Here is a 25275-nt window from a genome sequence, read left to right as displayed (position 1 = left end):
CGACGGGGGCGGGTTACTTGAGCTCGGCCTCGGTGTAATAGCCGCCGTCGACCAGCACCTTCCGGTAGTTGGCCTTGTCGACGCTGACCGGCTGGAGCAGGTAGGCGGGCACGACCTTGCTGCCGTTGTCATAGGTCTTCTCGTCGTTGACCTGCGGCTTCTTGCCCTTGAGCGAGTCGTCGACCATGGCGGCCGCGACCCTCGCCAGCTCCCGGGTGTCCTTGTAGACGGTCTGCGTCTGCTCACCGGCGATGATCGACTTCACCGAGGCCAGCTCGGCGTCCTGGCCGGTGACGACCGGCAGCGGCTTGCTGCCCGAGCCGTACCCGTCCGACTTCAGCGCGGACAGGATGCCGATGGAGATGCCGTCGTACGGCGAGAGCACCGCGTCGACCCGGCCGGTCTTGTAGGAGGAGGTGAGGATGTCCTCCATGCGCTTCTGCGCGGTGGTGCCGTCCCAGCGCAGGGTGGTGACCTGGTTGAGGCCGGTCTGCCCGGACTTGACGACCAGCTGCTTCTTGTCGATGTACGGCTGGAGCACCTTCATGGCGCCGCCGAAGAAGTACTTGGTGTTGTTGTCGTCGTTCGAGCCGGCGAAGAGTTCGAGGTTGAACGGGCCCTTCTTGCCGCTGTCCAGGCCGAGCTCGTGCGCGATGTAGGTGCCCTGGAGGACGCCGACCTTCTCGTTGTCGAAGGAGGCGTAGTAGTCGACGTTTTTGCTGCCGAGGATCAGCCGGTCGTAGGCGATGACCGGGATGTCCGCGTCCGCGGCCTCCTGCAGGACGTTGTTCAGGGACTTGTTGTCGATCGCCGCGACGATCAGGCCCTTGACGCCCTGCGTGATGAGGTTCTCGATCTGGGCGACCTGGGTGTCCGGGTCGTCCTCGCCGTAGACCAGCTTGGTCTTGTAGCCCTTGGACTCCAGGTTCTCCACGACGTTCTTGCCGTCGGCGATCCAGCGCTCGGAGGACTTCGTCGGCATGGCGATGCCGATGGTGGCGCCCTTGGCGTCACCCGACTTGGCCTTGCTGCCGCCCTCGCTGTTCTGGCCGCAGGCGGTGAGGGCGAGGGCGAGCGAGGCGGCTCCGGCTATGACGGCTACGGCGCTTCTGCGAGTGCGCATGGTGATCGTCCCTGTTCTTCTCTTCGTCGAGATGTTCGGCGCGGTCGGTTCGAGCGCCCTGAAGGGGCGCGGGGCTGCGGTTGGTGTGCGGCTGCGCCGCGCGGACGCGGCCGGCCGCACACGGCCCGCGGCCCCCATCGGTCACCCAGCGGCACCTTCGGAGGGGAACCGGTGCAAAGACCCCGGCAGCCGGGAGCCGAGCGGCGCCATGTCACCGTCCGCGCCGTGCCGGGCGAGCAGGTCGAGGGCGAGCCGGCCGCGCCGCACCCGCTCCCGGGCGGTGTCCAGGGTCACGTCCCGCAGGTGGGTGCCCCACGGGTAGATGCCGGGAGCCTTGGACAGGCCGAACTTCAGGTAGAGCGGTGCGCCGCGCCGGATCAGCTCGGCGACCTCGTACATCCGCACGTAGCCGCCGAGGTCGTCGGGGGCCTCGATGTACATGTCCATGGGGGCACCGGAGACCCGGCGGATCTCGGTGAGGTGGTCCAGCGTCAGATCGCTGGGCACGTTGACGGAGTCGGCGCCGAGCCGTTCGTAGACGGCGTACGCGGCCGGGTTGACCGGGCCGATCAGCGCCGAGACCTTCAGCGTGGTGTCGGCCGGGATGATCCCTGACTGCCGGGCCCGGTGCAGGGTCCACAGCACGCCCTCGTCGGCCACCAGCAGGCACTTGACGCCCAGCGCGGTCGCCCGCACGGCGTCCTCGACGCAGCCCGCGACGGCGTCGTGGCCCCGCGCGCGCAGTCCGGCCCCCCGCGAGTCGGACCGCACCGAGCCGCCGATGTCCCAGGTGCCGCGCGGGCCGGTGAACAGGCAGAGTTCGATGTCGCGTTCGGCGGTGGCCTCGACCATCTCGGTGATCTCGGCGTCGGTGAGCATCCACACGCCGCTGCCCTGGCTGATCCGGTGGATCGGCACGTCGAGGCGCGAGGCTTCCTTGAGGACGACGGCCAGCGCTTCCGGACCCTCGCACGAGGGGATCTCGGTGCGCCAGCGGCCGCCGCCCGGGAAGGTGTGGGCGGAGGCGTCGGCGGGATCGAGGGCGGGCGCGTCCAGGCCGAGCGCGGCGAGCACCTGCTCGCCGGGCCTGCGGGCTGCCGGGGCGGAAGCGTCGGTCACAAGCTGTCCTTAAGATCCGGTTGTTCGAAATATCGGACGAGGTTCGCGGCTCTGGGTGTGAAAAAGCCTTGGTGGTACGCCGGCCGGGGCGCCGTCAGGTCACCCCCCGGCCGGCGTACGTCAGGGACGGAGCAGCACCTTGCCCACCTTCGGATCGCCGGCCCCGACCAGCTCGATGGCGCGCGGGAACTCGGTCAGCGGCAGCTCGTGCGTGACCAGGGGCAGCGGGTCCAGCAGCCCGGCGCCGAACACCCGCACGGTGTGCGCCCAGGCGTCCGGTGGCGCCCCGAAGACGGTGTGCACCTCCAGCTGCCGTACGACGAGGTCGGTCGGGTCGAGCCCGTCCGCGCCCGGCGCCGGGATCCCGGTCAGGACCAGGCGCCCGCCGCGCCGGAGCAGCGAGGCGGCCGTGCGCGCGGCGGACGCGGACCCGGCGGTCTCGATCACCACGTCGTAGCCGGCGGGCACCTCCTCGTCCCGGAGCCGGAAGTCGGTCGCCCCGAACCGCCGGGACAGCGCCTCCCGGTCGCCCCGGGTGCCCACGACGAGCAGCTCCGCCGGTGAGACGGCCTTCAGGAACTGCACGGCGAACATGCCCAGGGTGCCCGTGCCGACCACCGCGACCCGCTCGCCCGGCCGGGCGTTCGCCTTCAGTGCGGCGGCGGCGACGCAGGCGGCCGGCTCCAGCAGGGCGGCGGCGGTCAGGTCGGCCTCGTCCGGCAGGACGTGCAGCAGCCGGGCCGGCAGGGTCAGCGTGGCCGCCATGGCCCCGGGCAGGGTGAACCCGGTCTCCTCGTACCCGGCCGTGCACAGCGTGGTCTCGCCCGCGTGGCAGCGGTCGCAGACCTGGCAGTTGCGGAAGCCCTCCCCGACGACCTTGCGTCCGACGAGGCCCTCCGGCACGCCGGCGCCCACCGCGCGCACGGTCCCCGACCACTCGTGGCCGGGCGTGAGCGGGTAACGGACGTACCCCTCGGGCCGGTTGCCCTGATAGACCTCGCGGTCGCTGCCGCAGATGCCCACCGCGTGGACGGCGACCAGCGCCTCCCCGGGGCCGGGGTCCCGGGGCGTGTGGTCCTCCACCCGGTGACTGCCCGGCGCCTGGACCAGGACCTGGGAGCTCACTTCGTGCCCTTCGGCTTGCGCTGTTCCCAGCCCTCGGCCCACAGGTCGAACCGGGCCTGCTGCTGCGGGAACTCGGCGGCCGCGTCGGTGTCCAGCTCGACGCCGAGTCCGGGCCGGTCGGAGAGGTGGAAGTAGCCGTCCACGACCTCCGGCGCCCCCTTGACGACCTTCTTGATCTCCGCGTCGGCGAAGTCGTTGAAGTGTTCGAGGATCTTGAAGTTCGGGGAGGTGAAGCCGACCTGGAGGGAGGCGGCGGTGAGCACGGACCCGCCCACGTTGTGCGGGGCGACCAGCATGTAGTGGGTCTCGGCGGTGGCGGCGAGCTTGCGGGTCTCCCAGATGCCGCCGATGTGGCCGACGTCGGGCTGGATGATGTCCACGGCCTGGCTGTCGAAGAGCTCGCGGAACTCGATCCGGTCGTGGATGCGCTCACCGGTGGCGACCGGGACGTCCACCTTCGCGGCGACCTTCTCCAGCGCCTTGAGGTTCTCCGGCGGCACCGGCTCCTCCAGCCACGCGGGCTTGAAGGGTGCCATCTCCTTGGCCAGCCGGACGGCGGTGGCGGGGGAGAAGCGGCCGTGCATCTCCAGCATCAGCTCGGCCTCGGGGCCGATGGCGTCGCGCACGGCCTCGATGAGCGAGACGGCGTACAGGGTCTGCTTGTGGTCCAGCTCGAAGTGCCCGGTGCCGAACGGGTCGATCTTGAGCGCCCGGTAACCGCGCTCCATCACCCCTTGGGCTGCCTTGTGGTACGCCTCCGGCGTTCGCTCGGTCGTGTACCACCCGTTGGCGTACGCCTTGACCTTGTCGGTGACCTTGCCGCCGAGCAGCTGCCACACGGGCACGCCCAGCGCCTTGCCCTTGATGTCCCAGCAGGCCATCTCCACGACCGCGATGCCGGACATGACGATCTCGCCGGCGCGGCCGTAGTCGCCGTACTTCATGCGGCGGACGAGGTCCTCGACGGCGAACGGGTCCGATCCGAGGATGTGGTTGGCCTCGGCCTCCTTCAGGTAGCCGATCAGCGCGTCGGTGTGTCCGAGCATCCGGGTCTCGCCGACGCCCGTGATTCCCTCGTCGGTGTGCACCTGGACGTAGGTCAGGTTGCGCCACGGCGTGCCGACCACGTGCGTGCTGATTCCGGTGATGCGCACGGCAGTTGCCCCTCAGCTGTTCGAGATTTCGTCACACGTTCGAAATGCTGGCGTGACAGTAAAGACGGTGCGGCGGGGGTGTCAATGGGTCGAACGGGTAACGGTTTCGGCACGCCTTTCGACAACTCTTTCGACCCCGCACGAAACCTTCACAGCGGTGTCTGGAACCGGGGGGTGCGTGGACTCTAGTCTTCCCGCGTCATGGACTTCTGCCTCCCGTGCCAACGGCACCTCAACGGCGCCCTGGCCTGCCCGGGGTGCGGAACTCCCGCCGACCGGCTCGCCGTCGCCACGGCCGTGCCCGCCGGGCACGGGTACGCCGGCGGGCACGAGCACGCGCAGGCGCCGACGGCGTACGGGGAGCAGGCGTACGGGGAGCCCTCCGTGCGGCCGTACGAGCAGTCCCCCGAGCAGCCGTACGGCTCCGGGTACGAGGCACCCCACGAGGGGCGGCCGTCCGGGGAGCCGTACCGGGATCCGTACGACGTCCGCGGCGCCGACGGGTTCGGTACGGCCGGCGCGTCCGCCGCGCCCGGCGAGGCGGACCGGGACGACCGGGACGCCTCCCAGGAGGCCGTCGAGGACACCGCCGACGGCGCCGCCACGGCCGGCCGGCGTGCCGCCGGCAGCCGGCGCGACCGCAAGGCCGCCGTGCACCGGCGCCGCCGGCGCCGCACCGTGCTGGTCGCGGCCGGCTTCGTCCTCGCGGCCGGCGGACTCAGCCTCGCCGAACTCGGCACGGACGCGCCTTTCCTGCCCTTCTCCGGCGACACCCCGCAGCCGGCCGGGGACGCCACGGTGGACGGCGGCGCGGCCTCGCCCGCCCCCGGCCGCACCGCCGGCCCGCTCGACGCGCCCGGTGCCACGCCCGGCGCCAAGGGCTCGGCGTCCTCCGGGGCCTCGGCCTCCGCTGCCGCCTCGAAGTCCCCCGAGGGCAAGGACTCCACGGACTCCGCTTCACCCTCCGCCCACGACACCGAGCAGGCAGAACAGTCGGCCTCGGCGGATTCCGGTGCGACCGCGGCGCCCCCCGCGCCCTCCGCCAGCACGGCCCCCGCCGCCAGCCCGACGGCGGCCCCGACGACCGCCGACCCGACCCCCCAGCCGTCGCCCACCAAGACGTGCGACCGTGTTCTGTGGTGGTGCGCCTGAGGCGCGCCGCACCCGGCACCCCGCGACGGAAGCAGCCGCACCCCACGTCCAAGGGTGCGGCTGCCGTTGTGTGGAACGACCGGGTCAGACCAGCGTCACGCTGATGTTCCCGCGGGTCGCCTTCGAGTAGGGGCACACCTGGTGCGCCTTCTCGACCAGGTCCCTGGCGGTGGCCGCGTCGACGTTCGGGATGCTCGCCGAGATCTCCACGATGATCCCGAACCCGTCCTCGTTCCTGCCGATCCCGACCTTCGCGGTCACGGTCGACCCGGAGACGTCGGCTCCCTCCTGACGGGCGACGACACCCAGCGCCCCCTGGAAGCAGGCGCTGTACCCCGCGGCGAACAGCTGCTCCGGGTTGGTGCCGGTGCCGCTGCCACCCATCTCCTTGGGCGGGTTCACGACGACGTCGAGCGTGCCGTCGTCGGTGGCGACGCGGCCGTCGCGGCCGTTCTCGGCGGTGGCGACGGCGGTGTACAGGACGTCGGACTGCGTGATGGGCATGCGGTTGTCTTCCTCCTCGGTCCGCCGCGACTCGCGCCCACGATCGACGGCGGATTTCGGAAAGAAGTTACCGCATGCCGGAATCAGCGGAAAGGCCGCCGGGGGACCGTCAGAGCTTGACGACCATCTTCCCGATGTTGTCGCCGCGCAGGACCCCGAGGAACGCCTCCACGGTGTTCTCGATGCCCTCGACCACCGTCTCGCGGTACTTCAGCGCGCCCGAGGCGACCCACGGGCCGACCTCCTGCACGAACCGGGGCTGGAGGTCGTAGTGGTCGCCGACCAGGAAGCCCTCGATCCGGCCGCGGGTCTGGATCAGCCGGGCCAGGTTCTTCGGGCCGGGCGCGGGCTCGGTGTCGTTGTAGACCGAGATCATGCCGCAGACCGCGATCCGGCCGCCCTGGTTCAGGGAGCCGATGGCGGCCTCCAGGTGGTCCCCGCCGACGTTGTCGAAGTAGACGTCGATCCCGTCGGGCGCCGCCTGGCGCAGCTGCTCGGCGACCGGGCCGTTGCGGTAGTTGAACGCGGCGTCGAAGCCGTACTCCTCGACCAGCAGCTTGACCTTCTCGTCGGACCCGGCCGAGCCGATGACCCGGGAGGCGCCCTTGAGCTTGGCGATCTGGCCGACCTGGCTGCCGACCGCGCCGGCCGCGCCGGAGACGAAGACGGCGTCGCCCTCCTTGAAGGCGGCCGTGCGCAGCAGGCCGGCGTAGGCGGTCAGGCCGGTCATGCCGAGGACGCCCAGGTAGGTGGAGAGCGGCACGTCCTCCGCGTCGACGGTGACGGCCGGGACGGCCGTCGGACCGACCTTGACGGCGTTCTTCGCGTCCACGACCGCGTACTCGCGCCAGCCGAAGAAGTGCAGCACGTGGTCGCCGGCCGCGATGCCCTCGGCGCGGGACTCGACCACCTCGCCGACCGCGCCGCCCTGCATGACCTTGCCCAGCTCGAAGGGGGCGACGTACGACTTGGCGGCACTCATCCGGCCGCGCATGTACGGGTCGACGGAGAGGAACTTGTTCCGTACCAGCACCTGGCCCTCGCCCGGGGTCGGGACCGGCGCCTCGACGAGGGCGAAGTCCTCGGGCTTCGGCCAGCCGACGGGACGGCTGAGCAGATGCCACTCGCGGTTGATCATGACGGAGCCTTTCGTATTACTTCAGTGCCTGAAACAACCATGCTCCTGAATATTTCATGATGTCAAGTAACCGGGTATCCTGGCGGGCATGTCCACCCCATCGAAGGCCCACCGTCCCGACGCCCTCACCATGGAGGTCGTCGAGCTGATCGGTGACGTCGTGGCCCGCTACTACGCGGACTACGAGAAGGCGGCGGGCGAGCACACGCTGACCGGCGCGCAGGCCCGGCTCCTCAGCCTGCTCTCGCTGGAGCCGCTGCCCATGCGCAAGCTGGCGCAGAAGCTGAAGTGCGAGCCGTCCAACGTGACCGGGATCGTGGACCGCCTGGAGTCCCGTGGACTGGTGGAGCGCCGCCCCGACCCGGCCGACCGCCGGGTGAAGGTGGCCGCGGCCACCGACGAGGGCCGCCGGGTGGCCCGGGACCTGCGCGAGGGCCTGCACTTCGCCCGCGAGCCGCTCGCCGGCCTCTCCGCGGACGAGCGCCGCTCGCTGCGCGACCTGCTGCGCCGGATGCTGGACGACTGAGGGACCCGCAGGCCCGCGCGGAGCCAGTAGAGTCTCCGGCATGCGCGATCTTGGGGTGGGTTTCGGTTATCTGCTGAAGGGGCAGCGGTGGGTGGCCCGGCACGGGCGCCGGTACGGGTTCGGGCTGCTGCCCGGGCTGATCACGCTGGTGGTGTACGCCGCGGCGCTCGTCGCCCTCGCCGTGTGGGGCGATGACGCGGTCGGCTGGGCGACCCCGTTCGCGGACGACTGGTCGAGCCCCTGGCGGGGCCTGTTCCGCGGCTTCCTGACGGGCGTCCTCTTCGCCCTCGGCCTGCTGCTGGCCGTGCTGACCTTCACGGCCGTGACCCTGCTCGTCGGCCAGCCCTTCTACGAGAGCCTGTCGGAGCAGGTCGACGCCGACGTCTCACCCGACGGCACCGCCCCCCGCTCCGACCTGCCGCTCTGGCGCGAGCTGTGGATCTCGGCCCGGGACAGCCTGCGCGTCCTGGTCCGGGCCGGGCTGTGGGGGCTGCTGCTCTTCGCCTGCGGCTTCCTGCCGTTCGTCGGGCAGACCGCCGTCCCCGTGATCGGCTTCTTCGTCACCGGCTTCTTCCTCACCGAGGAGCTCGCCGCCGTGGCGCTGCAGCGCCGGGGTGTCGAACTGCGGGCCCGGCTCGCCCTGCTGCGCTCCCGCAAGACGCTGGTCTGGGGTTTCGGCACCCCCCTGGGCCTGGCCTTCCTGGTTCCGTTCGTCGCGGTGTTCCTGATGCCGGGCGCGGTCGCGGGCGCCACCCTCCTCGCCCGCGACCTGCTGGGCGAGGAGAGTGCCGCGGAGCGCAGCGAGGACGGTCAGGAGGTCACGTCCTGACGGTGGCCGCCACGGCCACCGCCACGACGGCCCGTACCTGTCCGACGATGTCGAGCCGGTTGCGGACGAACTCCGGGTCGGTGACCGTGCCGGTCGCCGGGTCGGTGTTCCCGGCGCCGAAGCGCAGCACCGGCGTGTGCACATGGCCGCCGGGCAGGGTGCCGTGCAGCCCGAGCCGGTCGCGCAGCAGGGTGGCCCGGTAGGCGATCTCGTTGGAGAGGTAGTCGCCGCCGGCCCCGGCGCGGGCGGTGGAGCCGGGGGTCGGCCCGTCCGGCCGTACGACGGGGTCGGTTCCGCCCGCCGGTATCTCGGTGACCTCGGTGTGGTCGTACACCGGGAACGGGCCGGTGTGCGCCGCCACGATGGCGCCGTACGGGAGGGTGGTGCCCGTCCACTGCGGCTGCGAGGCGGGGCCGGCGACCGGAACGGTCCCCGTCCGGGAGACGTTGTCGTTGTCCGGGAAGCCGCCCCGCCAGGCGCCGTTGGTGCGCTCGATGTCGAACCGGCCGGCCCGGCCCTGGCTCACGGTCGTGAACAGGTCGACCCGCGGCAGGTGCGGCCGCAGCGTCCGCTCCACCGTGCCCTCGGCGAAGTCCTGCCAGCGCACCGGGAACACGGCGGTCTCGACGCGGGCCGGCCCCCGCGCGGTCTCGACGACCGTGCCGTCCAGCGCCAGCGCGGTCGCGCCGGACGGATTGGAGATGCGGACGTCCCGGTCGAGGGTGAAGGGGTCGAAACCGGTGAGCAGCACCCGGCGCATCGCGCTCCCGCCCGGGTAGCGGATGTCCGTCTGCCCGCGCGAGGACCGCTCCAGCCGGTCCAGCAGGGCCGAGCGCTGCCCGTCCGTCAGCCCGAATGCCGGCTGCCAGGTGCGCAACTGGCGGGTCAGGCCCAGCCGCGCCCAGTACAGCGGCCGGTCGTCGTCCCGCGAGAGGTCACCGCCGGCCGGCCCCCGCCCCTGCGCCCGGTCCACGGCCCGCCGCCACAGCGCGCTCCCCTCGCGGGCGACGAGGCGGCGGGCCTGCGCGTAGGAGCGCGCGTGCGCCAGTGCCCGGGTGAACCCCGGTGCCACGTCGTCGAAACCGGACCGCCGCAGGATCTCCTGCGGTACGGCTCCGGCGAGCCGCTGCTCCTCGACGGTGGGGGAGGGGGCGGCGGCCGGTGCGGCGCTGACCGCGGCCGGGGGAGCGGACAGGCCCGCCAGCAGGGCGAGTCCGAGGACACCGAGACGAAGTCGTGCAGCACTCACGGGAGTTGTGGTCCTTCCGGTAGGCGCCGTGGCTGCGGCCCACCGTACTCGGCCCCGCCGGTCCGCCGGCCGTACTCGGCCCGGCATCCGCCAGGCCGGCGTGTGCCCGTGGGAGCCGCGGCGGACCGCCGGCCGACCGGCCGCACCCGCCCCGTCAGTCCACCGGCTCCCCGAGCAGCCGCAGGAAGTCCCGGAACGCCCCCGGCATGTCGACCGACTCCGGGTCCAGCAGCCACTGGTACTGGAGGCCGTCCATCACGGCGACCAGCAGCGGGGCGGTGCGCTCCGGAGTGAGGCCGCTCGGCAGCAGGTCGCCGTACTCGGCGCGCAGGACCGCGGTCATGGACTCCCGGACGCGGGCGTAGCGCTCGGTGAAGTAGGCGCGCGCCGGATGGCCCTCGGTCACGCTCTCGCCGAGCAGCGCGCAGAAGGTCTGGATGATCGCCGGGCGCATCGCGTTGTACTCGACCAGCGAGGCCAGCAGGTCCACCCGCCACCGCTGGTCCGGCACCGCGTCCCACCGGTCGCGCTCCTGGAGCACGGCCACCAACAGGGCTTCCTTGGTGGGGAAGTGGTGCAGCAGGCCCTGCTGGGTCAGCCCCACCCGCTCGGCCACCGCGGCCAGACTCGCCCCGCGGTAGCCACGCTCGGCGATCACCTCCAGGGCGGCCCCGACGATCTCCGCGCGCCGCTCCCCGCTCCTGACCCTCGCGCTCATGACGTCACCGTACGGCATCACCCTCACCCGCATGTGACGGCCAGGTGACGAAACCTACCGTGCTACAGGTGACGGGGGCACGATGGAGGCTCGTGCAACGGACCCGACGAGGAGGAACCGCGATGGCGGGAACCCAGCGCACCCCGGCCGACGAGGCCCGCGAGGCGGTCGTGGAGGCCGCCCTCGCCGCCCTCGACCTCGACACCAAGGCCCGGCTGCTGGCCGGCCAGGACATGTGGACCCTGCCCGCGCTGCCGGAGATCGGCCTCGGGTCGCTGGTCATGTCCGACGGCCCGGTCGGCGTCCGGGGCGTGCGCTGGAGCGCCGACGACCCCTCCGTGGCCCTGCCCTCACCGACCGCGCTCGCGGCCTCCTGGGACCCTGAACTGGCCCGTCGCGCGGGCGTGCTGCTCGCCCAGGAGGCCCGCCGCAAGGGCGTCCACGTCCTGCTCGCCCCCACGGTCAACCTGCACCGCTCCCCGCTCGGCGGCCGCCACTTCGAGTGCTACAGCGAGGACCCCCACCTCACCGGGGCGATCGGCACCGGATACGTCCGCGGCGTCCAGTCCGGCGGGGTCGGCACCACCGTCAAGCACTTCGTCGCCAACGACGCCGAGACCGACCGCTTCACGGTGAACAACCTCGTCTCCGAACGCGCCCTGCGCGAGCTGTACCTCGCCCCCTTCGAGGCGATCGTGGCGCACGCCCGCCCCTGGGGCGTCATGACCGCCTACAACGCCGTCAACGGCACGACGATGACCGAGCACCACCACCTGGTCAACGAGGTGCTGCGCGGCGAATGGGGCTTCGACGGGGTCAACGTCTCGGACTGGACGGCCGCCCGGGACACGGTGGGCGCCGCCGCGGGCGGCCTCGACATCGCCATGCCCGGCCCGCGGACCGTGTACGGCCCGGCCCTCGCCCGGGCCGTCCGCGACGGCCGGGTCGGCGAGGCCACGGTCGACGCGGCCGTCCGCCGGGTCCTGCTCCTCGCCGCCCGCGTCGGCATCCTCCAGGGCGCCGAACCGGTGGTCGCCGAACCGCCCGCGCCGGTCGACGGGGCGGCCCTGGCCCGCGAGATCGCCCGCCGCTCCTTCGTCCTCGTCCGCAACGAACGCGGCGCGCTGCCGCTGAAACCGGGCACCGTGGCCCTGATCGGCGCCGCCGCCCGCGACGCCCGCGTCCTCGGCGGCGGCTCCGCCACCGTCTTCCCCGCCCGGGTCGTCTCGCCGCTCGACGGCCTCACCGCCGCCCTCCCCGACGGCACCCTCGCCTACGCCGTCGGCGCCGACCCGGCCACCGAACCGGCCGTCGCCGACCGGGGCTTCACCCTGCGCGCGGTCTGCCGCGACGCCGACGGCGAGGTCATCGGCGTCCGCTCCGCCCCGAGCGGCCTGATCCAGTGGATGGGCTCCGACCTCCCCGAGGGCGTGTCCCACGACCGCCTGCACACCGTGGAACTGACCGGCACCCTCACCCCGCGCGAGACCGGTCCGCACACCTTCGCGATCAAGGGCACGGGCGCCTTCACGCTCACCGTCGGCGGGACGACGTACCACGACGGCGTCCAGCGCCCCGCCGAGGAGGACCCCTTCGAGACCTTCTTCGGCGCCCCCGTCCCCCGCGCCCGGGTCGAACTCACCGCCGGCGAGCCGGTCGACGTCTCCCTCACCCACGTCGTCGAGCTCCCCGAGGACGTGCCCATGAAGGCCGTCACCTTCGCCCTCGCCCACAGCGGACCGCAGCGCGACCCCGACGAGCTGATCGCCGAGGCCGTCGAGGCCGCCCGCGCCGCCGACACGGCCGTCGTCGTGGTGGCCACCACCGACCGGGTGGAATCCGAGGGCTTCGACCGGACGGACCTCCGGCTCCCCGGCCGACAGGACGACCTGGTCCACGCGGTGGCCGCCGCCAACCCGAACACCGTCGTGGTCGTCAACTCCGGCTCCCCGGTGGAACTGCCCTGGCGGGAGGAGGTCGCCGCCGTGCTGCTCGGCTGGTTCCCCGGCCAGGAGGGCGGCGCCGCCCTCGCCGATGTCCTCACCGGCGCCCACGAGCCCGGCGGCCGGCTCCCCACCACCTGGGGTCCCCTCGCCGACGCCCCGGTCACCCAGGTCGTCCCGGCCGGCGGCGAGCTGCCCTACCGCGAGGGCGTGTTCATCGGCTACCGCGCCTGGGAGCGGGCCGGCCGCACCCCGTCGTACCCCTTCGGGCACGGCCTCGGCTACACCGACTGGGCCTACGAGTCCCTCCACACCGACGGCACCACCGTCCGCGTCCGCGTCCGCAACACCGGCGAGCGGCCCGGCCGCGAGGTCGTCCAGATCTACGTCGCCCCGGCCGGGCCCGATCCCGAGCGCCCGGCACGCCGGCTCGCCGGCTTCGCCTCCGTCGAGGCCGGGCCCGGCGAGAGCGCCGAGGTCACCGTCGAACTCCCGCGCCGCGCCTTCGAGGTGTGGGACGAGACGGCGAAGACGTGGTGCTGTGTGAAGGGTTCGTACGAGATCGCCGCCGGACGCTCGATCGCGGACCGCAGGCTGACCGCGCCGATTAACGTCTGATCCGGGACAAGTCCCCCCACAGGGGCGGGGGCCGTCCCCACGAGCAGCCCCGGTCCGGGACCTGACCCCTGGACCGGGGCTTCCGCCCCCCGCTAGCGGTCCCGCGTGCCGAAGCCGTACACGGTCTCCGACCGGAACACCTCGCCGGGCCGCAGCACCGTGCTCGGGAACTCCGGCCGGTTGGGGGAGTCCGGGAAGTGCTGCGTCTCCAGGGCGATCCCGGCGCCGGGCAGGAACGGTCCGGACAGGTGGTCGGCGGTGTAGAGCTGGAGCCCGGGCTCGGTCGTCGCCACCGTCAGGGTCCGCCCCGACCCGGGGTCGTACAGCTCGGCGACCTCCTCGGCCGTCCCGGTCACCCCCTTGTCCAGCACGAAGTTGTGGTCGTAGCCGGAACCCACCGGGCGGGCCGTACGGAAGTCGAAGCGCGAACCCGACACGTCCTCCAGCGCCCCCGTCGGGATCAGGTCCGCGTCCACCGGCGTGTACCGGGAGGCGGCGAGCCGGAGTTCATGCCCGCCCGCGTCACCGGAACCGCTCAGGTTCCAGTACCCGTGGTGGGTCGGGTTCACGATCGTCGGGGCGTCGGTGACCGCCTCGTAGGCGATCCGCAGCGCCCCCGAGGCCGCCAGCGTGTACGTCACCGTCACCGCCAGCCGGCCCGGGAACCCCTCCTCGCCGTGCGGGCTCACCCGGCTGAGCCGCACCCCGTGCGCCACCGGCGCCACGTCCCACACCCGCCGGTCGAACCCGCGTTCGCCGCCGTGCAGCGAGTTGGGGCCGTCGTTGCGCGCCAGCGCGTACTCCCGGCCGTCCAGGGGGAACCGGCCGCCCGCGATCCGGTTCGCGTACCGGCCGATCACGGCGCCCAGGAACGGCTCCGGGTGCTTCAGGTAGCCGTCGAGGTCCGGGAAACCCAGCACCACGTCCGCCGTCCGCCCGGCCGCGTCCGGGACCTCCACCGACTGCACGATCCCGCCGTACGACAGCACCCGCACCCGCACCCCGGCGCGCTCCAGCGTCCACCGGTGCACCGCGGTGCCGTCGGAAAGTGTGCCGAAAAGTTCGTCCATGGGGGAGACCCTAGGTCACGGCCGCCTCGCCGTGACCGTGCGGTACGCGATCTCCGCCAGCCGCGCCTGGCCGTCCTTGCTCGGGTGGAACCAGTCCCAGTGGCTGAGCTGGTCCGTGCCGAAGCGGTAGTCGTGGACCGCGTTGCCGTCGAAGCGGCAGCGGCGGTCCTGCGCGCAGACCTCCTCCAACACCGTGTTGTACGCCACCACCCGCTGCTGCACGGTCTCCCGGCGCAGCATCGCCGCGCTCGTCAGATCGTCCGCGTCGCCCAGCATCGAGGGGCAGATGCCGAGCTTCCACACCTGCTTGCCCAGCGCGTTCGTCCGGCCCTCGGACCACAGCCGCTTCAGGTTCGGCACGCTCGCCACGTACACCTGGGTCTTCGGCAGCGCCGAGCGCAGTGTGCGCAGCGCCTCCTCGAAGTCCGCGCGGAAGTCCGCCACCGGGGTCATCGCCGTCGCCGAGGAGCGGCAGGCGTCGTTCGCCCCCACCATCACCGTCACCAACTGCGGGCCCCGGGCGGCCGCCTTCGCCATCTGCTCCGGCAGATCGGCCATCCGGGCGCCGGTCACCGCGTAGTTCCAGCTGCGCTCCGCCGCCCCCGTCACCCCGAGCAGCCGCACCGCCAGGCTGTCCACCCTGGCGTCGCTGCCGGTCGCCCACGACACCTCGGGGCAGTCCGACAGCACCGCGCAGGCGTCGAAACCGCGCGTGATGGAGTCGCCCACCGCGGCGATCGAGTCCGGGCTGCGGTCCCAGACCGGGGGCCGGGCCGCGCGCGCCTTCGTGCCCTCCGGCTCGGCCGGGCCGCCGTCTCCGCCGTCACATCCGGCGGCCCCCAGCAGCACGGCCGCCGCGACGGCGAGAGCGGCCCGCACACGCTGGCTTCGCTTCCGCATTCCCTGCTGTTCCCCTCGCTCGACGGTCCGGCACTCCCTCCCATGACAACGAGCGGGGGTTCCCGGCCGGGCACCCGGGAACGGCGCACCCCCGTACAAGCGTCCCCCTGGGTGAATGGCGGCGTTTTCCTGGCACCGGGACCGACGGTACGTCACACTCCTTGCCCCGCCGCAGGGTAGCCTCGCCATCAACGCGGCCGTCGCGCCACTGCCGCCCAGCCAGTCCGCACAATGTCCCGCTCTGCCCGGAGGTCCCGGTGACGACACGTGGAGTTCTGTACGTGCACTCCGCGCCGCGCGCGCTGTGCCCGCACGTCGAGTGGGCCGTCGCCGGGGTGCTCGGCACGCGCGTCAACCTCGACTGGATCCGGCAGCCCGCGGCCCCCGGCACCTGGCGCTCGGAGTTCTCCTGGCAGGGCCAGGCCGGCACCGCCTCCAAGCTCGCCTCCGCCCTGCGCGGCTGGCACCTGCTGCGCTTCGAGGTGACGGCCGAGCCCTGCCCGACCGCCGAGGGCGAACGCTACAGCTGCACCCCCGACCTAGGTATCTTCCACGCTGTCACCGGCATCCACGGCGACATCCTGATCCCCGAAGACCGCCTGCGCGCCGCCCTGCTGCGCAGCCAGAAGGGCGAGACCGACCTGGAGGCCGAGCTGTCCCGGCTGCTCGGCAAGCCGTGGGACGACGAACTGGAACCGTTCCGCTACGCCGGAGAGGGCGCCCCGGTGCGCTGGCTGCACCAGGTGGTGTGAGCCGTCCCCGGACCCGCGACCGGACTCGGCAGACCCGGACACGCGTGAAGGGCCCCCACCGGCCGGTGGGGGCCCTTCACGTCTGGTCTCACAGGGTCCTGAACGCCAGCACCACGTTGTGCCCGCCGAAGCCGAACGAGTCGTTCAGCGCGGCGATGCGGCCCTCGGGCAGCGCCCGCGGCTCGCCGCGCACGACGTCCGCGTTGACCTCGGGGTCGAGGTTCTCGACGTTGATCGTCGGCGGAGCCGTACGGTTCACCAGCGCCAGGATCGACGCGACCGTCTCGATGCCGCCGGCGCCACCGAGCAGGTGACCGGTCATCGACTTCGTCGCGGAGATCGCCATGTGGTCGAGGTCGTCGCCGAACACCTTGCGCAGCGCCTTGATCTCGCCGACGTCACCCTGCGGCGTGGAGGTGGCGTGCGCGTTCACGTGCACGATCTCGGCCGGCTTCAGGTCCGTGCTGTCCAGCAGGTTCTGCAGGGCGTGCGCGATGCCGTTGCCGGACGGCTCCGGCTGCGTGATGTGGTGGGCGTCCGCGGAGATGCCCTGGCCGACCGCCTCGACGTAGATCCGGGCGCCGCGGGCCTTCGCGTGCTCCTCGGACTCCAGGACGATCACACCGGCACCCTCGCCGAGCACGAAGCCGTCGCGGTCGGTGTCGTAGGGACGCGAGGCGCCCTGCGGGTCCTCGTTGTTCTTGGACATCGCCATCATGTTGCCGAAGGCGGCGATGGGCAGCGGGTGGATGGCGGCCTCGGTACCACCGGCCACGACCACGTCCGCACGGCCGGTGCGGATCATCTCGATCGCGTACCCGATGGCCTCCGCGCCGGAGGCGCAGGCCGAGACCGGGGTGTGCACGCCGGCGCGGGCACCCAGCTCGATTCCGACGTTGGCCGCCGGGGAGTTGGGCATCAGCATCGGCACGGTGTGCGGGGAGACGCGGCGGACGCCCTTCTCCCTGAGCACGTCGTACTGGTCCAGGAGCGTCGTCACGCCGCCGATGCCGGAGGCGATGACCGCACCGAGACGATCGGGGTTCACGGACGCGTCCTCACCGGCCCTGGCGGTGAAACCGGCGTCCTTCCAGGCCTCCTGAGCGGCGATCAGCGCGAACTGCGCGGACCGGTCCAGCTTGCGGGCCTGCGGGCGGGGGAGGACCTCGCCCGGCTCGACGGCGATCTGCGCGGCGATACGGACCGGCAGTTCGGCCGCCCAGTCCTGCTCCAGGGGGCTGACGCCGGACTCGCCGGCGAGCAGGGCCTCCCAGAACGAAGCTGCGTCGCCACCCAGCGGTGTGGTTGCGCCGATACCGGTGACGACCACGGTGCGATTGGTCGGGCTCACGGGAATTCTTTCTCCAACGGATGCGGGATTCTACGGCGCCACCGCCGGGTGGCGGGGCCTTGCAGCCTGACGGCCTTACGGCCTACGAGGTGGCTCAGGCCTGGTGGGCGAGGATGTACTTCGTCGCGTCGCCGACGGTCTTCAGGTTCTTGACGTCCTCGTCCGGGATCTTGACGTCGAAGCGCTCCTCGGCGGCCACGACGACCTCGACCATGGACAGCGAGTCGACGTCCAGGTCGTCGGTGAAGGACTTGTCCGTCTGGACGTCCTCGACCGGGATGCCGGCGATCTCGTTCACGATCTCGGCGAGACCTTCGACGATCTCTTTCTCAGTGGCGGCCATGTCAGGCGCTCCTTCTTCATATCCAGATGGTTTACGGCATTCGTCCCCGTCCCGGACCGCATGATCCGGCACGGAGTGCCTAGGGGAGGGTAACGACCGTGGCGGCGTAGACGAGACCCGCCCCGAATCCGATGACGAGCGCGGTGTCGCCGCTCTTCGCCTCCCCGGTCGCCAGGAGCCGCTCCATCGCGAGCGGAATCGAGGCGGCCGAGGTGTTGCCGGTGGTGCGGATGTCACGGGCGACCGTGACGTGCTCCGGCAGTTTCAGCGTCTTCACCATCGAGTCGATGATCCGCACGTTGGCCTGGTGCGGGATGAAGACGTCCAGGTCGTTCGCGGTGATCCCGGCCGCGTCCAGCGCCTGCTGGGCGACCTTCGCCATCTCGAACACGGCCCAGCGGAACACCGCCTGGCCCTCCTGCGTGATCGCAGGGAACTTGATGTTGCCCTCGGTGTCGAGGGGCAGTTCGGACAGGTCTCCGAGCCGGAACCGGTCCCAGGGGACGGTCTGCTTGATCGTCTCGGACTTGTCGCCCTCGGAGCCCCACACGGTCGGGCCGATCGCCGGCTCCTGCGAGGGACCGATCACGACCGCGCCGGCGCCGTCACCGAACAGGAACGCGGTCGCCCGGTCCTCCAGGTCGGTGAGGTCGCTCAGCCGCTCCACGCCGATCACCAGGACGTACTCGGCGGAACCTTCCACCACGATGCCCTTGGCGAGCGTCAGGCCGTAGCCGAAGCCCGCGCAGCCCGCCGAGATGTCGAAGGCGGCCGCCTTGGCGGTGCCGAGCTTGTCCGCGATCTCGGTGGCGACGGCCGGCGTCTGGCTGAAGTGCGAGACGGTCGACACGACCACCGCGCCGATCTGCTCGGCGTCGATGCCGGCGTCCGCGATCGCCTTCCCGGACGCCTCGATCGCCATCGCGGCCACGGTCTCCTCGGGGCCCGCCCAGTGCCGGGTCTCGATGCCGGAGCGCGAGCGGATCCACTCGTCGGAGGAGTCGATCTTCTCGAGGATCACCTCGTTCGGCACCACCCGGGTCGGCCGGTAGCCGCCGACCCCCAGGATGCGCGCGTACGGGGCGCCCTTGCTGGGCTTGATCTTCGACATGCGTCGAGCTCCTTCTCAGGCGTGCTCGGCGATGAGCTCGCGAGCCGCGTCGAGGTCGTCGGGGGTCTTCAGGGCCAGCGTCGCCACGCCCGGCAGGGCCCGCTTGGCCAGGCCGGTCAGCGTGCCGCCCGGGCACACCTCGACGAGCGCGGTGACGCCGAGCTCCTTGAAGGTCTCCATGCACAGGTCCCAGCGCACCGGGTTGGCGACCTGGCCGACCAGCCGCTCCAGCACCTCGGCGCCGTCCGCGACGGCCCGGCCGTCCTTGTTGGAGACGTAACGGACCTTCGGGTCGGCGGGCGCGAGCTCCGCGGCCGCCTTGGCCAGCGTCTCCACGGCCGGGGCCATGTGCTGCGTGTGGAAGGCACCGGCGACCTTCAGCGCGACGACCTTGCGCACGCCCTCGGGCTTGTCCTCGGCCAGCGCGGCCAGCTGCTCCAGCGTGCCGGCGGCGACGATCTGGCCCGCGCCGTTGATGTTCGCCGGGGTCAGGCCCAGCTTCTCCAGGTGGGCGACCGACGTCTCGGGGTCGCCGCCGAGCAGCGCCGCCATGCCGGTCTCGGTGACCGCGGCGGCGTCGGCCATGGCCAGACCCCGCTTGCGGACCAGGGCGAGCGCGTCGGCGTCGGTCAGCACGCCCGCGAAGGCGGCGGCGGTGATCTCGCCCACGCTGTGGCCCGCGACCGCGCCCGGGGCGATCTCGGTGATGTCACCGAGTGCCGCGGCGGACAGCAGGCCGGCGGCCACCAGCAGCGGCTGGGCCACCGCGGTGTCACGGATGGCGTCGGCGTCGGCCTGGGTCCCGTAGTGGACCAGGTCCAGTCCGATGGCGTCCGACCACGCGGCGACGCGGTCCGCGGCACCGGGCAGTTCGAGCCAGGGAGTCAGGAAGCCGGGCGTCTGGGCGCCCTGGCCGGGAGCGACGAGTACGAGCACTCTCACACTCTCTCTTGGGGACGGCCGCGGCCGCCCGTGAGGACAGGGACGAAGAACACGAAGGGCTTTTGTGGGAGCCCCACAAAACCCTATGCCTGGGTATCACCGTCGGCCAGACGCCCCAGGATGAGCGCGATCCGCAGTGTGAACGCGGATCGTACATCGGACGGCGACCAACCGGTGACATCAGTCACACGTCGGAGCCGGTAGCGCACGGTGTTCGGGTGAACGAAGAGCATGCGGGCTGCGCCTTCCAGGCTGCTCGCCTGCTCCAGGTAGACACTCAGGGTTTCCAGCAGCGCCGACCCCGCTTCTTCCAGCGGTCTGTAGATCTCCTCCACCAGCTGCTCCCGGGCGCTCGGGTCGCCCGCGATCGCCCGCTCCGGAAGAAGATCGTCCGCCAGTACCGGACGAGGTGCGTCCTGCCAGGCGGAACAGGCCTTCAGCCCCGCCGCGGCCGCCTGCGCGGACCGGGTCGCGGCCAGCAGGTCGGGTACGACGGGTCCCGCGACGACCGGCCCGGCGGCGAACGGCCCGATCAGCGACTTGGCGACGGCGAGCGGGTTGTCGCTGCCGCCCGCGATGACCACGAGCCGGTCCCCGAGCACCCCGGTGAGCACCTGGAGCTTGGCGTGCCGGGCGGCCCGCCGGATGGCCTCCACCGTCAGCTCGCTGTCGCCGTCGGGGGCGGTGCCGAGCACCACGCACACGTGCTCGGGCGAGTTCCAGCCCAGCGCCGCGGCCCGGCTGAGGGCCCCCTCGTCGGCCTCGCCGCTGAGGACGGCGTTGACGACCAGCGACTCCAGCCGCGCGTCCCAGGCACCCCGTGCCTCGGCGGCCTGGGCGTACACCTGGGCGGTGGCGAAGGCGATCTCCCGGGCGTAGACGAGCAGGGCCTCCCGCAGCACGGCCTCGTCCCCGGGGGCCGCCACCTCGTCGATGGCGCTCTCCATGACCTCGATCGTGGTGCGCACCATCTCCACGGTCTGCCGCAGCGTGATGGCCCGGGTCAGCTCGCGCGGCGCCGTCCCGAAGACGTCCGTGGAGATCGCCTGGGGGGTGTCCGGGCGCCGGAACCACTCGGTGAAGGCCGCGATGCCCGCCTGGGCGACGAGGCCGATCCAGGAACGGTTCTCCGGGGGCATGGCCCGGTACCACGGCAGAGTCTCGTCCATGCGCGCGATGGCCTGCGCGGCGAGACTCCCGGAGGATTTCTCCAGCCTCTTCAGGGTCGCGTCGTGCGGGTGGACGTCGTGTACTGCGGGATCGCCGCTGTGGGTCTCGGGTTCGGGCACGTGGACAAGACTGCCTCATCCGGACGGACCCGTGCGCCGCCGGGGGTGCGGTGCCCGGCGGCCCGGCCGCCTCCCGGGCGCCTCGCCCGGTGCGGTTAACGTGGTGCCCGTGATGGACGTACGGCGCGCCGGCGAGCGCTACCGAGGCGGGGAACCGGAGGCCGGGATCGACACCCGCCACGCCTTCTCCTTCGGCCCGCACTACGACCCCGGCAACCTGCGGTTCGGCGCGCTGATCGCCTGCAACGAGGAGCGGCTCGCCCCCGGCGCCGGCTTCGACGAGCACCCGCACCGGCACACCGAGATCGTGACGTGGGTGGTCGAGGGCGAACTGACCCACCGTGACTCGGCGGGGCACGAGACCCGGGTCCGCCCCGGGGACCTCCAGCACCTCAGCGCGGCGGCGGGCGTCCGCCATGTGGAACGCAACGACGGCCCGGTCCCGCTGACCTTCGTCCAGATGTGGCTGACACCACGCGACCCCGGCGGCGACCCGGCCTACGAACTCGTCCCCGGCATCGCCGACGAGACGCCGTACGCGGTGCCGAACGCGGGCGCGGTGCTGCACGTACGACGGCCGGCCCCCGGCGAGCGGGCGGCGGTGCCGGACGCGCGGTGCGTGTACGCGCACGTGGTGCGGGGCGAGGTCCGGCTGGCCGGGGAGCGGCTCGGGGCGGGCGACTCCGCACGGCTCACGGACGCGCGGGGTCTGGAGGTGGTGGGGGTGAGCCCGGCGGAACTGCTGCTGTGGGAGATGACGGGGTGACCGGGCGCGGGCGGCGACCGCGCGACCGGGCGGGCGGTCGCCCCGGCCGGCGTCAGCCCCGCAGCTCCGCGAGCACCGCGTCCGTGAACACCGGCCACGCCTCGATCGCCCAGGGGCCGAACGCCCGGTCCGTCAGGGCGGCCGCCGCCACCCCCGCGTCGGGGTCGATCCACAGGAACGTACCCGACTGCCCGAAATGCCCGAACGTCCGGGGCGAGGACGAACCGCCCGTCCAGTGCGGCGACTTGGCGCCGCGGATCTCGAAGCCCAGCCCCCAGTCGTTCGGGTTCTGGTGGCCGTAGCCCGGCAGGACGCCCTTCGTCCCGGGGTACTGCACGGTCATCGCCGCCGCCACCGTCCGCGGGTCCAGCAGCCGCGGCGCCTGCACCTCCGCCGCGAACCGCAGCAGGTCCGCCACCGTCGACACCCCGTCCTTCGCCGGCGAACCCTCCAGCGACGTCGACGTCATGCCCAGCGGCTCCAGCACGGCCTGCCGCAGGTACTCCGCGAACGGGATGTCCGTCGCCTTGGCGATGTGGTCCCCGAGCTGCTCGAACCCGGCGTTGGAGTACAGCCGGCGCTCCCCGGCCGCAGCCGTCGCCCGGTGCTCGTCGAAGGCCAGCCCGGAGGTGTGCGCGAGCAGATGGCGGACCGTCGCCCCGGGCGGCCCGGCCGGCTCGTCCAGCTCGACGGCGCCCTCCTCGTACGCGACCAGCGCCGCGTACGCCGCCAGCGGCTTGGTGACGGAGGCCAGCGGGAAGCGGTGTTCCGCGGGGCCGTGCGTCCCGAGGACGGTCCCGTCGGCTCGTACGACACCCGCGGCGGCGGTGCCGACGGGCCAGTTCTCGATCAGCGCCAGACTCTGCAACGACATGCGTCCGAGCCTATGCGGCTCACGGCAGCAGCCGCATCGACGGGTCCGGATCCCGCGTGGAGCCGAGGGAGGCGTACGGCGGCTCTGCAGCGACTCCGCGTGCCACTCGGCCGGCCCGGCACCACCGCCGGACCACAGGGCGTCGATCGTCCCCCGCCGCAGGAGCAGTACTTCCGCGGCGTCCTCGGGCCGGGCCCGGCGTGCGAGACTCGTGGGCCGCAGGCCAACCGGCCGCCCCCGGCCGCGTCCTGTGCGTTTCTCACCGGACCGGCTTGCCTGGAGTGCACTCCAAGGTCATAGCGTGGGGGCCATGACGGTGATGCAGACCACGCACGCGGCCACCGAGCACGCCACCCGCACCGACATCTGCTCCGCCCCACCCCTGCGCCACCCGCGCCCCGACGGCCAGGACCGCTACACGATCAGCGAGGTCGTCGCCCTGACCGGCCTGACCGCGCACACGCTGCGCTGGTACGAGCGGATCGGCCTGATGCCGCACATCGACCGCTCGCACACCGGCCAGCGCCGTTACAGCAACCGCGACCTGGACTGGCTGGACTTCGTCAACAAGCTCCGGCTGACCGGGATGCCGGTGGCGGACATGGTCCGGTACGCGGAACTGGTGCGCGAGGGCGAGAGCACCTACGCGGAGCGGCGGGCACTGCTGGAGGCGACCCGCAGCGACGTCCTCGGCCGGATCGCCGAGCTGCGGGACACGCTCGCCGTGCTCGACCGCAAGATCAGCTTCTACGCCACGGAGGGGACCACTCGATGACCGACGCCAGGATTCCGACGGTACGGCTCGGCGCACGGGGGCCGGAGGTCGGCGTCCAGGGACTCGGCTGCATGGGCATGAGCTTCGCGTACGGCCCCACGGACGCCGGCCAGGCGCGCGCCGCGCTGGACCGGGCGCTGGAGCTGGGCGTGACGCTGTACGACACGGCGGACGCCTACGGCGCCGGGGAGAACGAGCGGTTCCTCGCCCCGTTCTTCAAGGCCCACCGGGACGAGGTGGTGATCGCCACCAAGTTCGCCCTGTCGATCCCGCCGGACGACCCGACCAGGCGGATCATCCGCAACGATGCGCCGTACATCCGCCAGGCCGCCGAGGCCAGCCTGAAGCGGCTCGGCGTCGAGGAGATCGACCTCTATTACATGCACCGCCGCGACGTGGACGTCCCCATCGAGGAGACCGTCGGCGCGATGGCGGAGCTGGTCCGCGAGGGCAAGGTCAAGCACCTCGGTCTGAGCGAGGTCACCGCCGGCGAACTGCGCGCCGCGCACGCCGTGCACCCGATCGCGGCCGTGCAGTCGGAGTGGTCCCTGTTCAGCCGGGACATCGAGGCGCGGGTCGTCCCGGCCGTACGGGAGCTCGGGGTCGCGCTGGTGCCGTACTCGCCGCTCGGCCGCGGCTTCCTCACCGGCTCCTTCACCCGGGCCGAACAGGACCTGACGGCCGACGACTTCCGCCGCCAGCACCCCCGCTTCACCGGCGCCAACGCCACCGCCAACGCGGCCCTGCTGGAGCCGCTGCGGGCGGTCGCCGAGGCGCACGGCGCCACCCTCGGCCAGACGGCCCTGGCGTGGGTCCACCAGCGGGCGACGGCCGAGGGCCTGACGGTGGTCCCGATCCCGGGCACCCGCAGGCCGGACCGGGTCGAGGAGAACGTGGCGGCGGCCCGGATCACCCTGACGGAGGCGGAACTGGCCCGGCTGGAGCCGATCGCGGCGCAGGTGGCGGGCGACCGCTACGCGGACATGAGCTTCGCCTCCGCGGGCCGGGAGGCGTAGCCGCCGCTCACAGCTCGGCCAGCAGTTCGGCCTTCTTGCAGGAGAACTCCTCGTCGGTGACCAGCCCGGCCTGGTGCAGCTCGCCCAGATGCCGGATCCGCTCGGCGATGTCGGCGGGGTCCCGCCGGGCCGGGGCCGGCACCACGGGCGCCGGCCCCCGCGACCGGACCGCCGCCAGGACGGCCGCGGCGAACGGCAGCGACTCGTGCACGGGGCCGTAGCCGAGCCCGAACACCACCGACGCCGGATCCTGGTCGGGCTGCACGGCCGCCGCCGCACCGCCCGAGCGCGGCAGCAGCCGCAAGTGCCCCTCGAAGACCTCCGGCGACCGCCACTCGACTCCGCCGAGGTCGGCGACCGCGAAGCGCTGGTCGCCGGCCTTCCACTTCGCCGACGACGCCCCCGTCCAGGACCAGCGGAAGCGTACGGACGTGCCGTCGAAGGACGCCTTGCCGTCGTACGCCTTGAAGTGCAGCGGGGCCCCGGGGGCCGCCACCAGGTGCCGGTCGGCGGGCCCGGACTCGGTCAGCAGCGCCTTCAGCTCGTCGGCGTAGTACTCGGCGAGGGTCTCCCGCTCGGCCGGCAGTACCAGCCGGTAGGGGTCACAGCCCTCCTTCAGCTGGCCGGCGGCCGCCTCCATCAGCGGATCGGCGCCGGGGCGCGGCGTGAGCCGCAGCACCACCGTGCCGCGCTTGCCCGGCTCCAGCGTCACGCCCTCCAGCGCGGACAGCGGAATCCGCCGCTCGCCGAGCGCCTGGAACAGCTTCGGAGTCCGGATCCCCCGTTCGTAACGGATGAGCACGGAGTCGGACTCGAACTCCCAGACGGCATGAAAACCCGCCAGTACGTCACCCATGCGGCTCATCGTATGCGGCACGTGCTCCTCCG

25 protein-coding genes are annotated in these 25275 nt (G+C 72.8%); 8 read left to right on the top strand and 17 right to left on the bottom strand.

All coding sequences use genetic code 11. The features are described 5' to 3' along the window. Positions 1-13: 13 nt before the first annotated feature. The 4 genes from chvE to ABZ576_RS02340 form a co-directional block, all read right to left on the bottom strand. Complete coding sequence (chvE, locus tag ABZ576_RS02355) at positions 14-1123, bottom strand: multiple monosaccharide ABC transporter substrate-binding protein (protein ID WP_360734882.1); 1110 nt, start codon at positions 1121-1123, stop codon at positions 14-16. A 141-nt stretch (positions 1124-1264) separates the two neighbouring features. Further along, complete coding sequence (locus ABZ576_RS02350; RefSeq protein ID WP_360734880.1) at positions 1265-2242, bottom strand: hypothetical protein; 978 nt, start codon at positions 2240-2242, stop codon at positions 1265-1267. 120 nt (positions 2243-2362) lie between these two features. After that, positions 2363-3367 carry an alcohol dehydrogenase catalytic domain-containing protein gene (locus tag ABZ576_RS02345; RefSeq protein ID WP_360734879.1) on the bottom strand — a complete coding sequence of 335 codons (1005 nt, stop codon included), beginning with the start codon at positions 3365-3367 and terminating at the stop codon, positions 2363-2365. After that, positions 3364-4521 (bottom strand): mandelate racemase/muconate lactonizing enzyme family protein, encoded by a 1158-nt coding sequence (locus tag ABZ576_RS02340; RefSeq protein WP_360734877.1) that lies wholly within the window; start codon positions 4519-4521, stop codon positions 3364-3366. Before ABZ576_RS02340 ends, ABZ576_RS02345 begins: the two co-directional genes overlap by 4 nt. Before the next feature lie 201 nt (positions 4522-4722). Here ABZ576_RS02340 and ABZ576_RS02335 point away from each other — a divergent pair, with 201 nt between their 5' ends. Next, positions 4723-5673, top strand: a complete 951-nt coding sequence (locus tag ABZ576_RS02335; RefSeq protein ID WP_360734875.1) for a hypothetical protein — start codon at positions 4723-4725, stop codon at positions 5671-5673. Between the two features lie 84 nt (positions 5674-5757). On the opposite strand, the gene ABZ576_RS02330 is transcribed toward ABZ576_RS02335, so the two are convergent. Together ABZ576_RS02330 and ABZ576_RS02325 are read right to left on the bottom strand one after the other, a co-directional pair. Beyond that, entirely contained in the window at positions 5758-6177 is a 420-nt protein-coding gene (locus tag ABZ576_RS02330; RefSeq protein ID WP_360734873.1) for an organic hydroperoxide resistance protein, read from the bottom strand. A gap of 109 nt (positions 6178-6286) precedes the next feature. Continuing rightward, positions 6287-7315, bottom strand: coding sequence for an NADP-dependent oxidoreductase (locus tag ABZ576_RS02325; protein WP_360734871.1), 1029 nt, complete (start codon positions 7313-7315; stop codon positions 6287-6289). Positions 7316-7403: 88 nt separating this feature from the next. Between ABZ576_RS02325 and ABZ576_RS02320 the strand changes: the two genes are divergently transcribed. Both ABZ576_RS02320 and ABZ576_RS02315 read left to right on the top strand, forming a co-directional pair. Then, complete coding sequence (locus ABZ576_RS02320; protein ID WP_360734869.1) at positions 7404-7841, top strand: MarR family transcriptional regulator; 438 nt, start codon at positions 7404-7406, stop codon at positions 7839-7841. Positions 7842-7881: 40 nt separating this feature from the next. Beyond that, positions 7882-8670 (top strand): EI24 domain-containing protein, encoded by a 789-nt coding sequence (locus ABZ576_RS02315; RefSeq protein WP_360734868.1) that lies wholly within the window; start codon positions 7882-7884, stop codon positions 8668-8670. On the opposite strand, the gene ABZ576_RS02310 is transcribed toward ABZ576_RS02315, so the two are convergent. Next, positions 8660-9919 carry a pyroglutamyl peptidase gene (locus tag ABZ576_RS02310; protein WP_360734866.1) on the bottom strand — a complete coding sequence of 420 codons (1260 nt, stop codon included), beginning with the start codon at positions 9917-9919 and terminating at the stop codon, positions 8660-8662. The genes ABZ576_RS02315 and ABZ576_RS02310 overlap by 11 nt on opposite strands. Before the next feature lie 154 nt (positions 9920-10073). Beyond that, on the bottom strand, positions 10074-10655 hold the full coding sequence (locus tag ABZ576_RS02305; protein ID WP_360734864.1) for a TetR/AcrR family transcriptional regulator: 582 nt from the start codon (positions 10653-10655) through the stop codon (positions 10074-10076). 104 nt (positions 10656-10759) lie between these two features. Here ABZ576_RS02305 and ABZ576_RS02300 point away from each other — a divergent pair, with 104 nt between their 5' ends. Further along, on the top strand, positions 10760-13198 hold the full coding sequence (locus ABZ576_RS02300) for a glycoside hydrolase family 3 C-terminal domain-containing protein (RefSeq protein WP_360734862.1): 2439 nt from the start codon (positions 10760-10762) through the stop codon (positions 13196-13198). A 92-nt stretch (positions 13199-13290) separates the two neighbouring features. Here the strand turns inward: ABZ576_RS02300 and ABZ576_RS02295 are convergent, their stop codons facing one another. Together ABZ576_RS02295 and ABZ576_RS02290 are read right to left on the bottom strand one after the other, a co-directional pair. Continuing rightward, on the bottom strand, positions 13291-14268 hold the full coding sequence (locus ABZ576_RS02295; RefSeq protein ID WP_360734860.1) for an aldose epimerase family protein: 978 nt from the start codon (positions 14266-14268) through the stop codon (positions 13291-13293). A 15-nt stretch (positions 14269-14283) separates the two neighbouring features. Then, complete coding sequence (locus ABZ576_RS02290; protein ID WP_360734858.1) at positions 14284-15168, bottom strand: SGNH/GDSL hydrolase family protein; 885 nt, start codon at positions 15166-15168, stop codon at positions 14284-14286. Between the two features lie 257 nt (positions 15169-15425). Between ABZ576_RS02290 and ABZ576_RS02285 the strand changes: the two genes are divergently transcribed. Continuing rightward, entirely contained in the window at positions 15426-15920 is a 495-nt protein-coding gene (locus ABZ576_RS02285; RefSeq protein ID WP_360734856.1) for a DUF3145 domain-containing protein, read from the top strand. A gap of 88 nt (positions 15921-16008) precedes the next feature. Here ABZ576_RS02285 and fabF read toward each other — a convergent pair whose 3' ends face one another. The 5 genes from fabF to fasR form a co-directional block, all read right to left on the bottom strand. Then, positions 16009-17271: a beta-ketoacyl-ACP synthase II gene (gene fabF, locus ABZ576_RS02280; protein WP_360734854.1), complete on the bottom strand. Its 1263-nt coding sequence runs from the start codon at positions 17269-17271 to the stop codon at positions 16009-16011. Positions 17272-17365: 94 nt separating this feature from the next. Then, positions 17366-17614, bottom strand: coding sequence for an acyl carrier protein (locus ABZ576_RS02275; protein WP_360734852.1), 249 nt, complete (start codon positions 17612-17614; stop codon positions 17366-17368). Between the two features lie 79 nt (positions 17615-17693). Next, a complete protein-coding gene (locus ABZ576_RS02270; protein WP_360734850.1) occupies positions 17694-18725 on the bottom strand; it encodes a ketoacyl-ACP synthase III in 1032 nt (343 codons plus the stop codon). Positions 18726-18740: 15 nt separating this feature from the next. Continuing rightward, positions 18741-19661, bottom strand: coding sequence for an ACP S-malonyltransferase (locus ABZ576_RS02265; protein ID WP_360734848.1), 921 nt, complete (start codon positions 19659-19661; stop codon positions 18741-18743). 89 nt (positions 19662-19750) lie between these two features. Further along, positions 19751-20956: a fatty acid biosynthesis transcriptional regulator FasR gene (gene fasR / locus ABZ576_RS02260; protein WP_360734846.1), complete on the bottom strand. Its 1206-nt coding sequence runs from the start codon at positions 20954-20956 to the stop codon at positions 19751-19753. 112 nt (positions 20957-21068) lie between these two features. On the opposite strand from fasR, the gene ABZ576_RS02255 reads away from it, so the two are divergent. After that, positions 21069-21722 (top strand): pirin family protein, encoded by a 654-nt coding sequence (locus ABZ576_RS02255; RefSeq protein ID WP_360735501.1) that lies wholly within the window; start codon positions 21069-21071, stop codon positions 21720-21722. 52 nt (positions 21723-21774) lie between these two features. Here the strand turns inward: ABZ576_RS02255 and ABZ576_RS02250 are convergent, their stop codons facing one another. Continuing rightward, positions 21775-22596, bottom strand: a complete 822-nt coding sequence (locus ABZ576_RS02250) for a serine hydrolase domain-containing protein (RefSeq protein WP_360734844.1) — start codon at positions 22594-22596, stop codon at positions 21775-21777. A 310-nt stretch (positions 22597-22906) separates the two neighbouring features. Here ABZ576_RS02250 and ABZ576_RS02245 point away from each other — a divergent pair, with 310 nt between their 5' ends. Both ABZ576_RS02245 and ABZ576_RS02240 read left to right on the top strand, forming a co-directional pair. Further along, positions 22907-23371: a MerR family transcriptional regulator gene (locus tag ABZ576_RS02245; RefSeq protein WP_360734842.1), complete on the top strand. Its 465-nt coding sequence runs from the start codon at positions 22907-22909 to the stop codon at positions 23369-23371. Next, positions 23368-24387, top strand: coding sequence for an aldo/keto reductase (locus ABZ576_RS02240; RefSeq protein WP_360734840.1), 1020 nt, complete (start codon positions 23368-23370; stop codon positions 24385-24387). The genes ABZ576_RS02245 and ABZ576_RS02240 overlap by 4 nt, the downstream gene beginning before the upstream one ends. A 7-nt stretch (positions 24388-24394) precedes the next feature. On the opposite strand, the gene ABZ576_RS02235 is transcribed toward ABZ576_RS02240, so the two are convergent. Then, positions 24395-25243: a DUF4429 domain-containing protein gene (locus ABZ576_RS02235; protein WP_360734838.1), complete on the bottom strand. Its 849-nt coding sequence runs from the start codon at positions 25241-25243 to the stop codon at positions 24395-24397. Between the last annotated feature and the right edge of the window lie 32 nt (positions 25244-25275).

The organism is Streptomyces sp. NPDC013455 (assembly GCF_040632975.1).
Lineage (GTDB): Bacteria > Actinomycetota > Actinomycetes > Streptomycetales > Streptomycetaceae > Streptomyces.
This window is presented reverse-complemented; position numbering and strand designations above follow the sequence as displayed.

Coding starts and splice junctions, on each gene's coding strand:
- ABZ576_RS02300 (WP_360734862.1), top strand. CDS start 10,760: ATGGCGGGAACCCAGCGCACCCCGGCCGACGAGGCCCGCGAGGCGGTC.
- ABZ576_RS02295 (WP_360734860.1), bottom strand. CDS start 14,268: ATGGACGAACTTTTCGGCACACTTTCCGACGGCACCGCGGTGCACCGG.
- ABZ576_RS02240 (WP_360734840.1), top strand. CDS start 23,368: ATGACCGACGCCAGGATTCCGACGGTACGGCTCGGCGCACGGGGGCCG.
- ABZ576_RS02290 (WP_360734858.1), bottom strand. CDS start 15,168: ATGCGGAAGCGAAGCCAGCGTGTGCGGGCCGCTCTCGCCGTCGCGGCG.
- chvE (WP_360734882.1), bottom strand. CDS start 1,123: ATGCGCACTCGCAGAAGCGCCGTAGCCGTCATAGCCGGAGCCGCCTCG.
- ABZ576_RS02335 (WP_360734875.1), top strand. CDS start 4,723: ATGGACTTCTGCCTCCCGTGCCAACGGCACCTCAACGGCGCCCTGGCC.
- ABZ576_RS02250 (WP_360734844.1), bottom strand. CDS start 22,596: ATGTCGTTGCAGAGTCTGGCGCTGATCGAGAACTGGCCCGTCGGCACC.
- ABZ576_RS02305 (WP_360734864.1), bottom strand. CDS start 10,655: ATGCCGTACGGTGACGTCATGAGCGCGAGGGTCAGGAGCGGGGAGCGG.
- ABZ576_RS02320 (WP_360734869.1), top strand. CDS start 7,404: ATGTCCACCCCATCGAAGGCCCACCGTCCCGACGCCCTCACCATGGAG.
- ABZ576_RS02325 (WP_360734871.1), bottom strand. CDS start 7,315: ATGATCAACCGCGAGTGGCATCTGCTCAGCCGTCCCGTCGGCTGGCCG.
- ABZ576_RS02330 (WP_360734873.1), bottom strand. CDS start 6,177: ATGCCCATCACGCAGTCCGACGTCCTGTACACCGCCGTCGCCACCGCC.
- ABZ576_RS02255 (WP_360735501.1), top strand. CDS start 21,069: ATGGACGTACGGCGCGCCGGCGAGCGCTACCGAGGCGGGGAACCGGAG.
- ABZ576_RS02275 (WP_360734852.1), bottom strand. CDS start 17,614: ATGGCCGCCACTGAGAAAGAGATCGTCGAAGGTCTCGCCGAGATCGTG.
- ABZ576_RS02245 (WP_360734842.1), top strand. CDS start 22,907: ATGACGGTGATGCAGACCACGCACGCGGCCACCGAGCACGCCACCCGC.
- ABZ576_RS02235 (WP_360734838.1), bottom strand. CDS start 25,243: ATGGGTGACGTACTGGCGGGTTTTCATGCCGTCTGGGAGTTCGAGTCC.
- ABZ576_RS02315 (WP_360734868.1), top strand. CDS start 7,882: ATGCGCGATCTTGGGGTGGGTTTCGGTTATCTGCTGAAGGGGCAGCGG.
- ABZ576_RS02270 (WP_360734850.1), bottom strand. CDS start 18,725: ATGTCGAAGATCAAGCCCAGCAAGGGCGCCCCGTACGCGCGCATCCTG.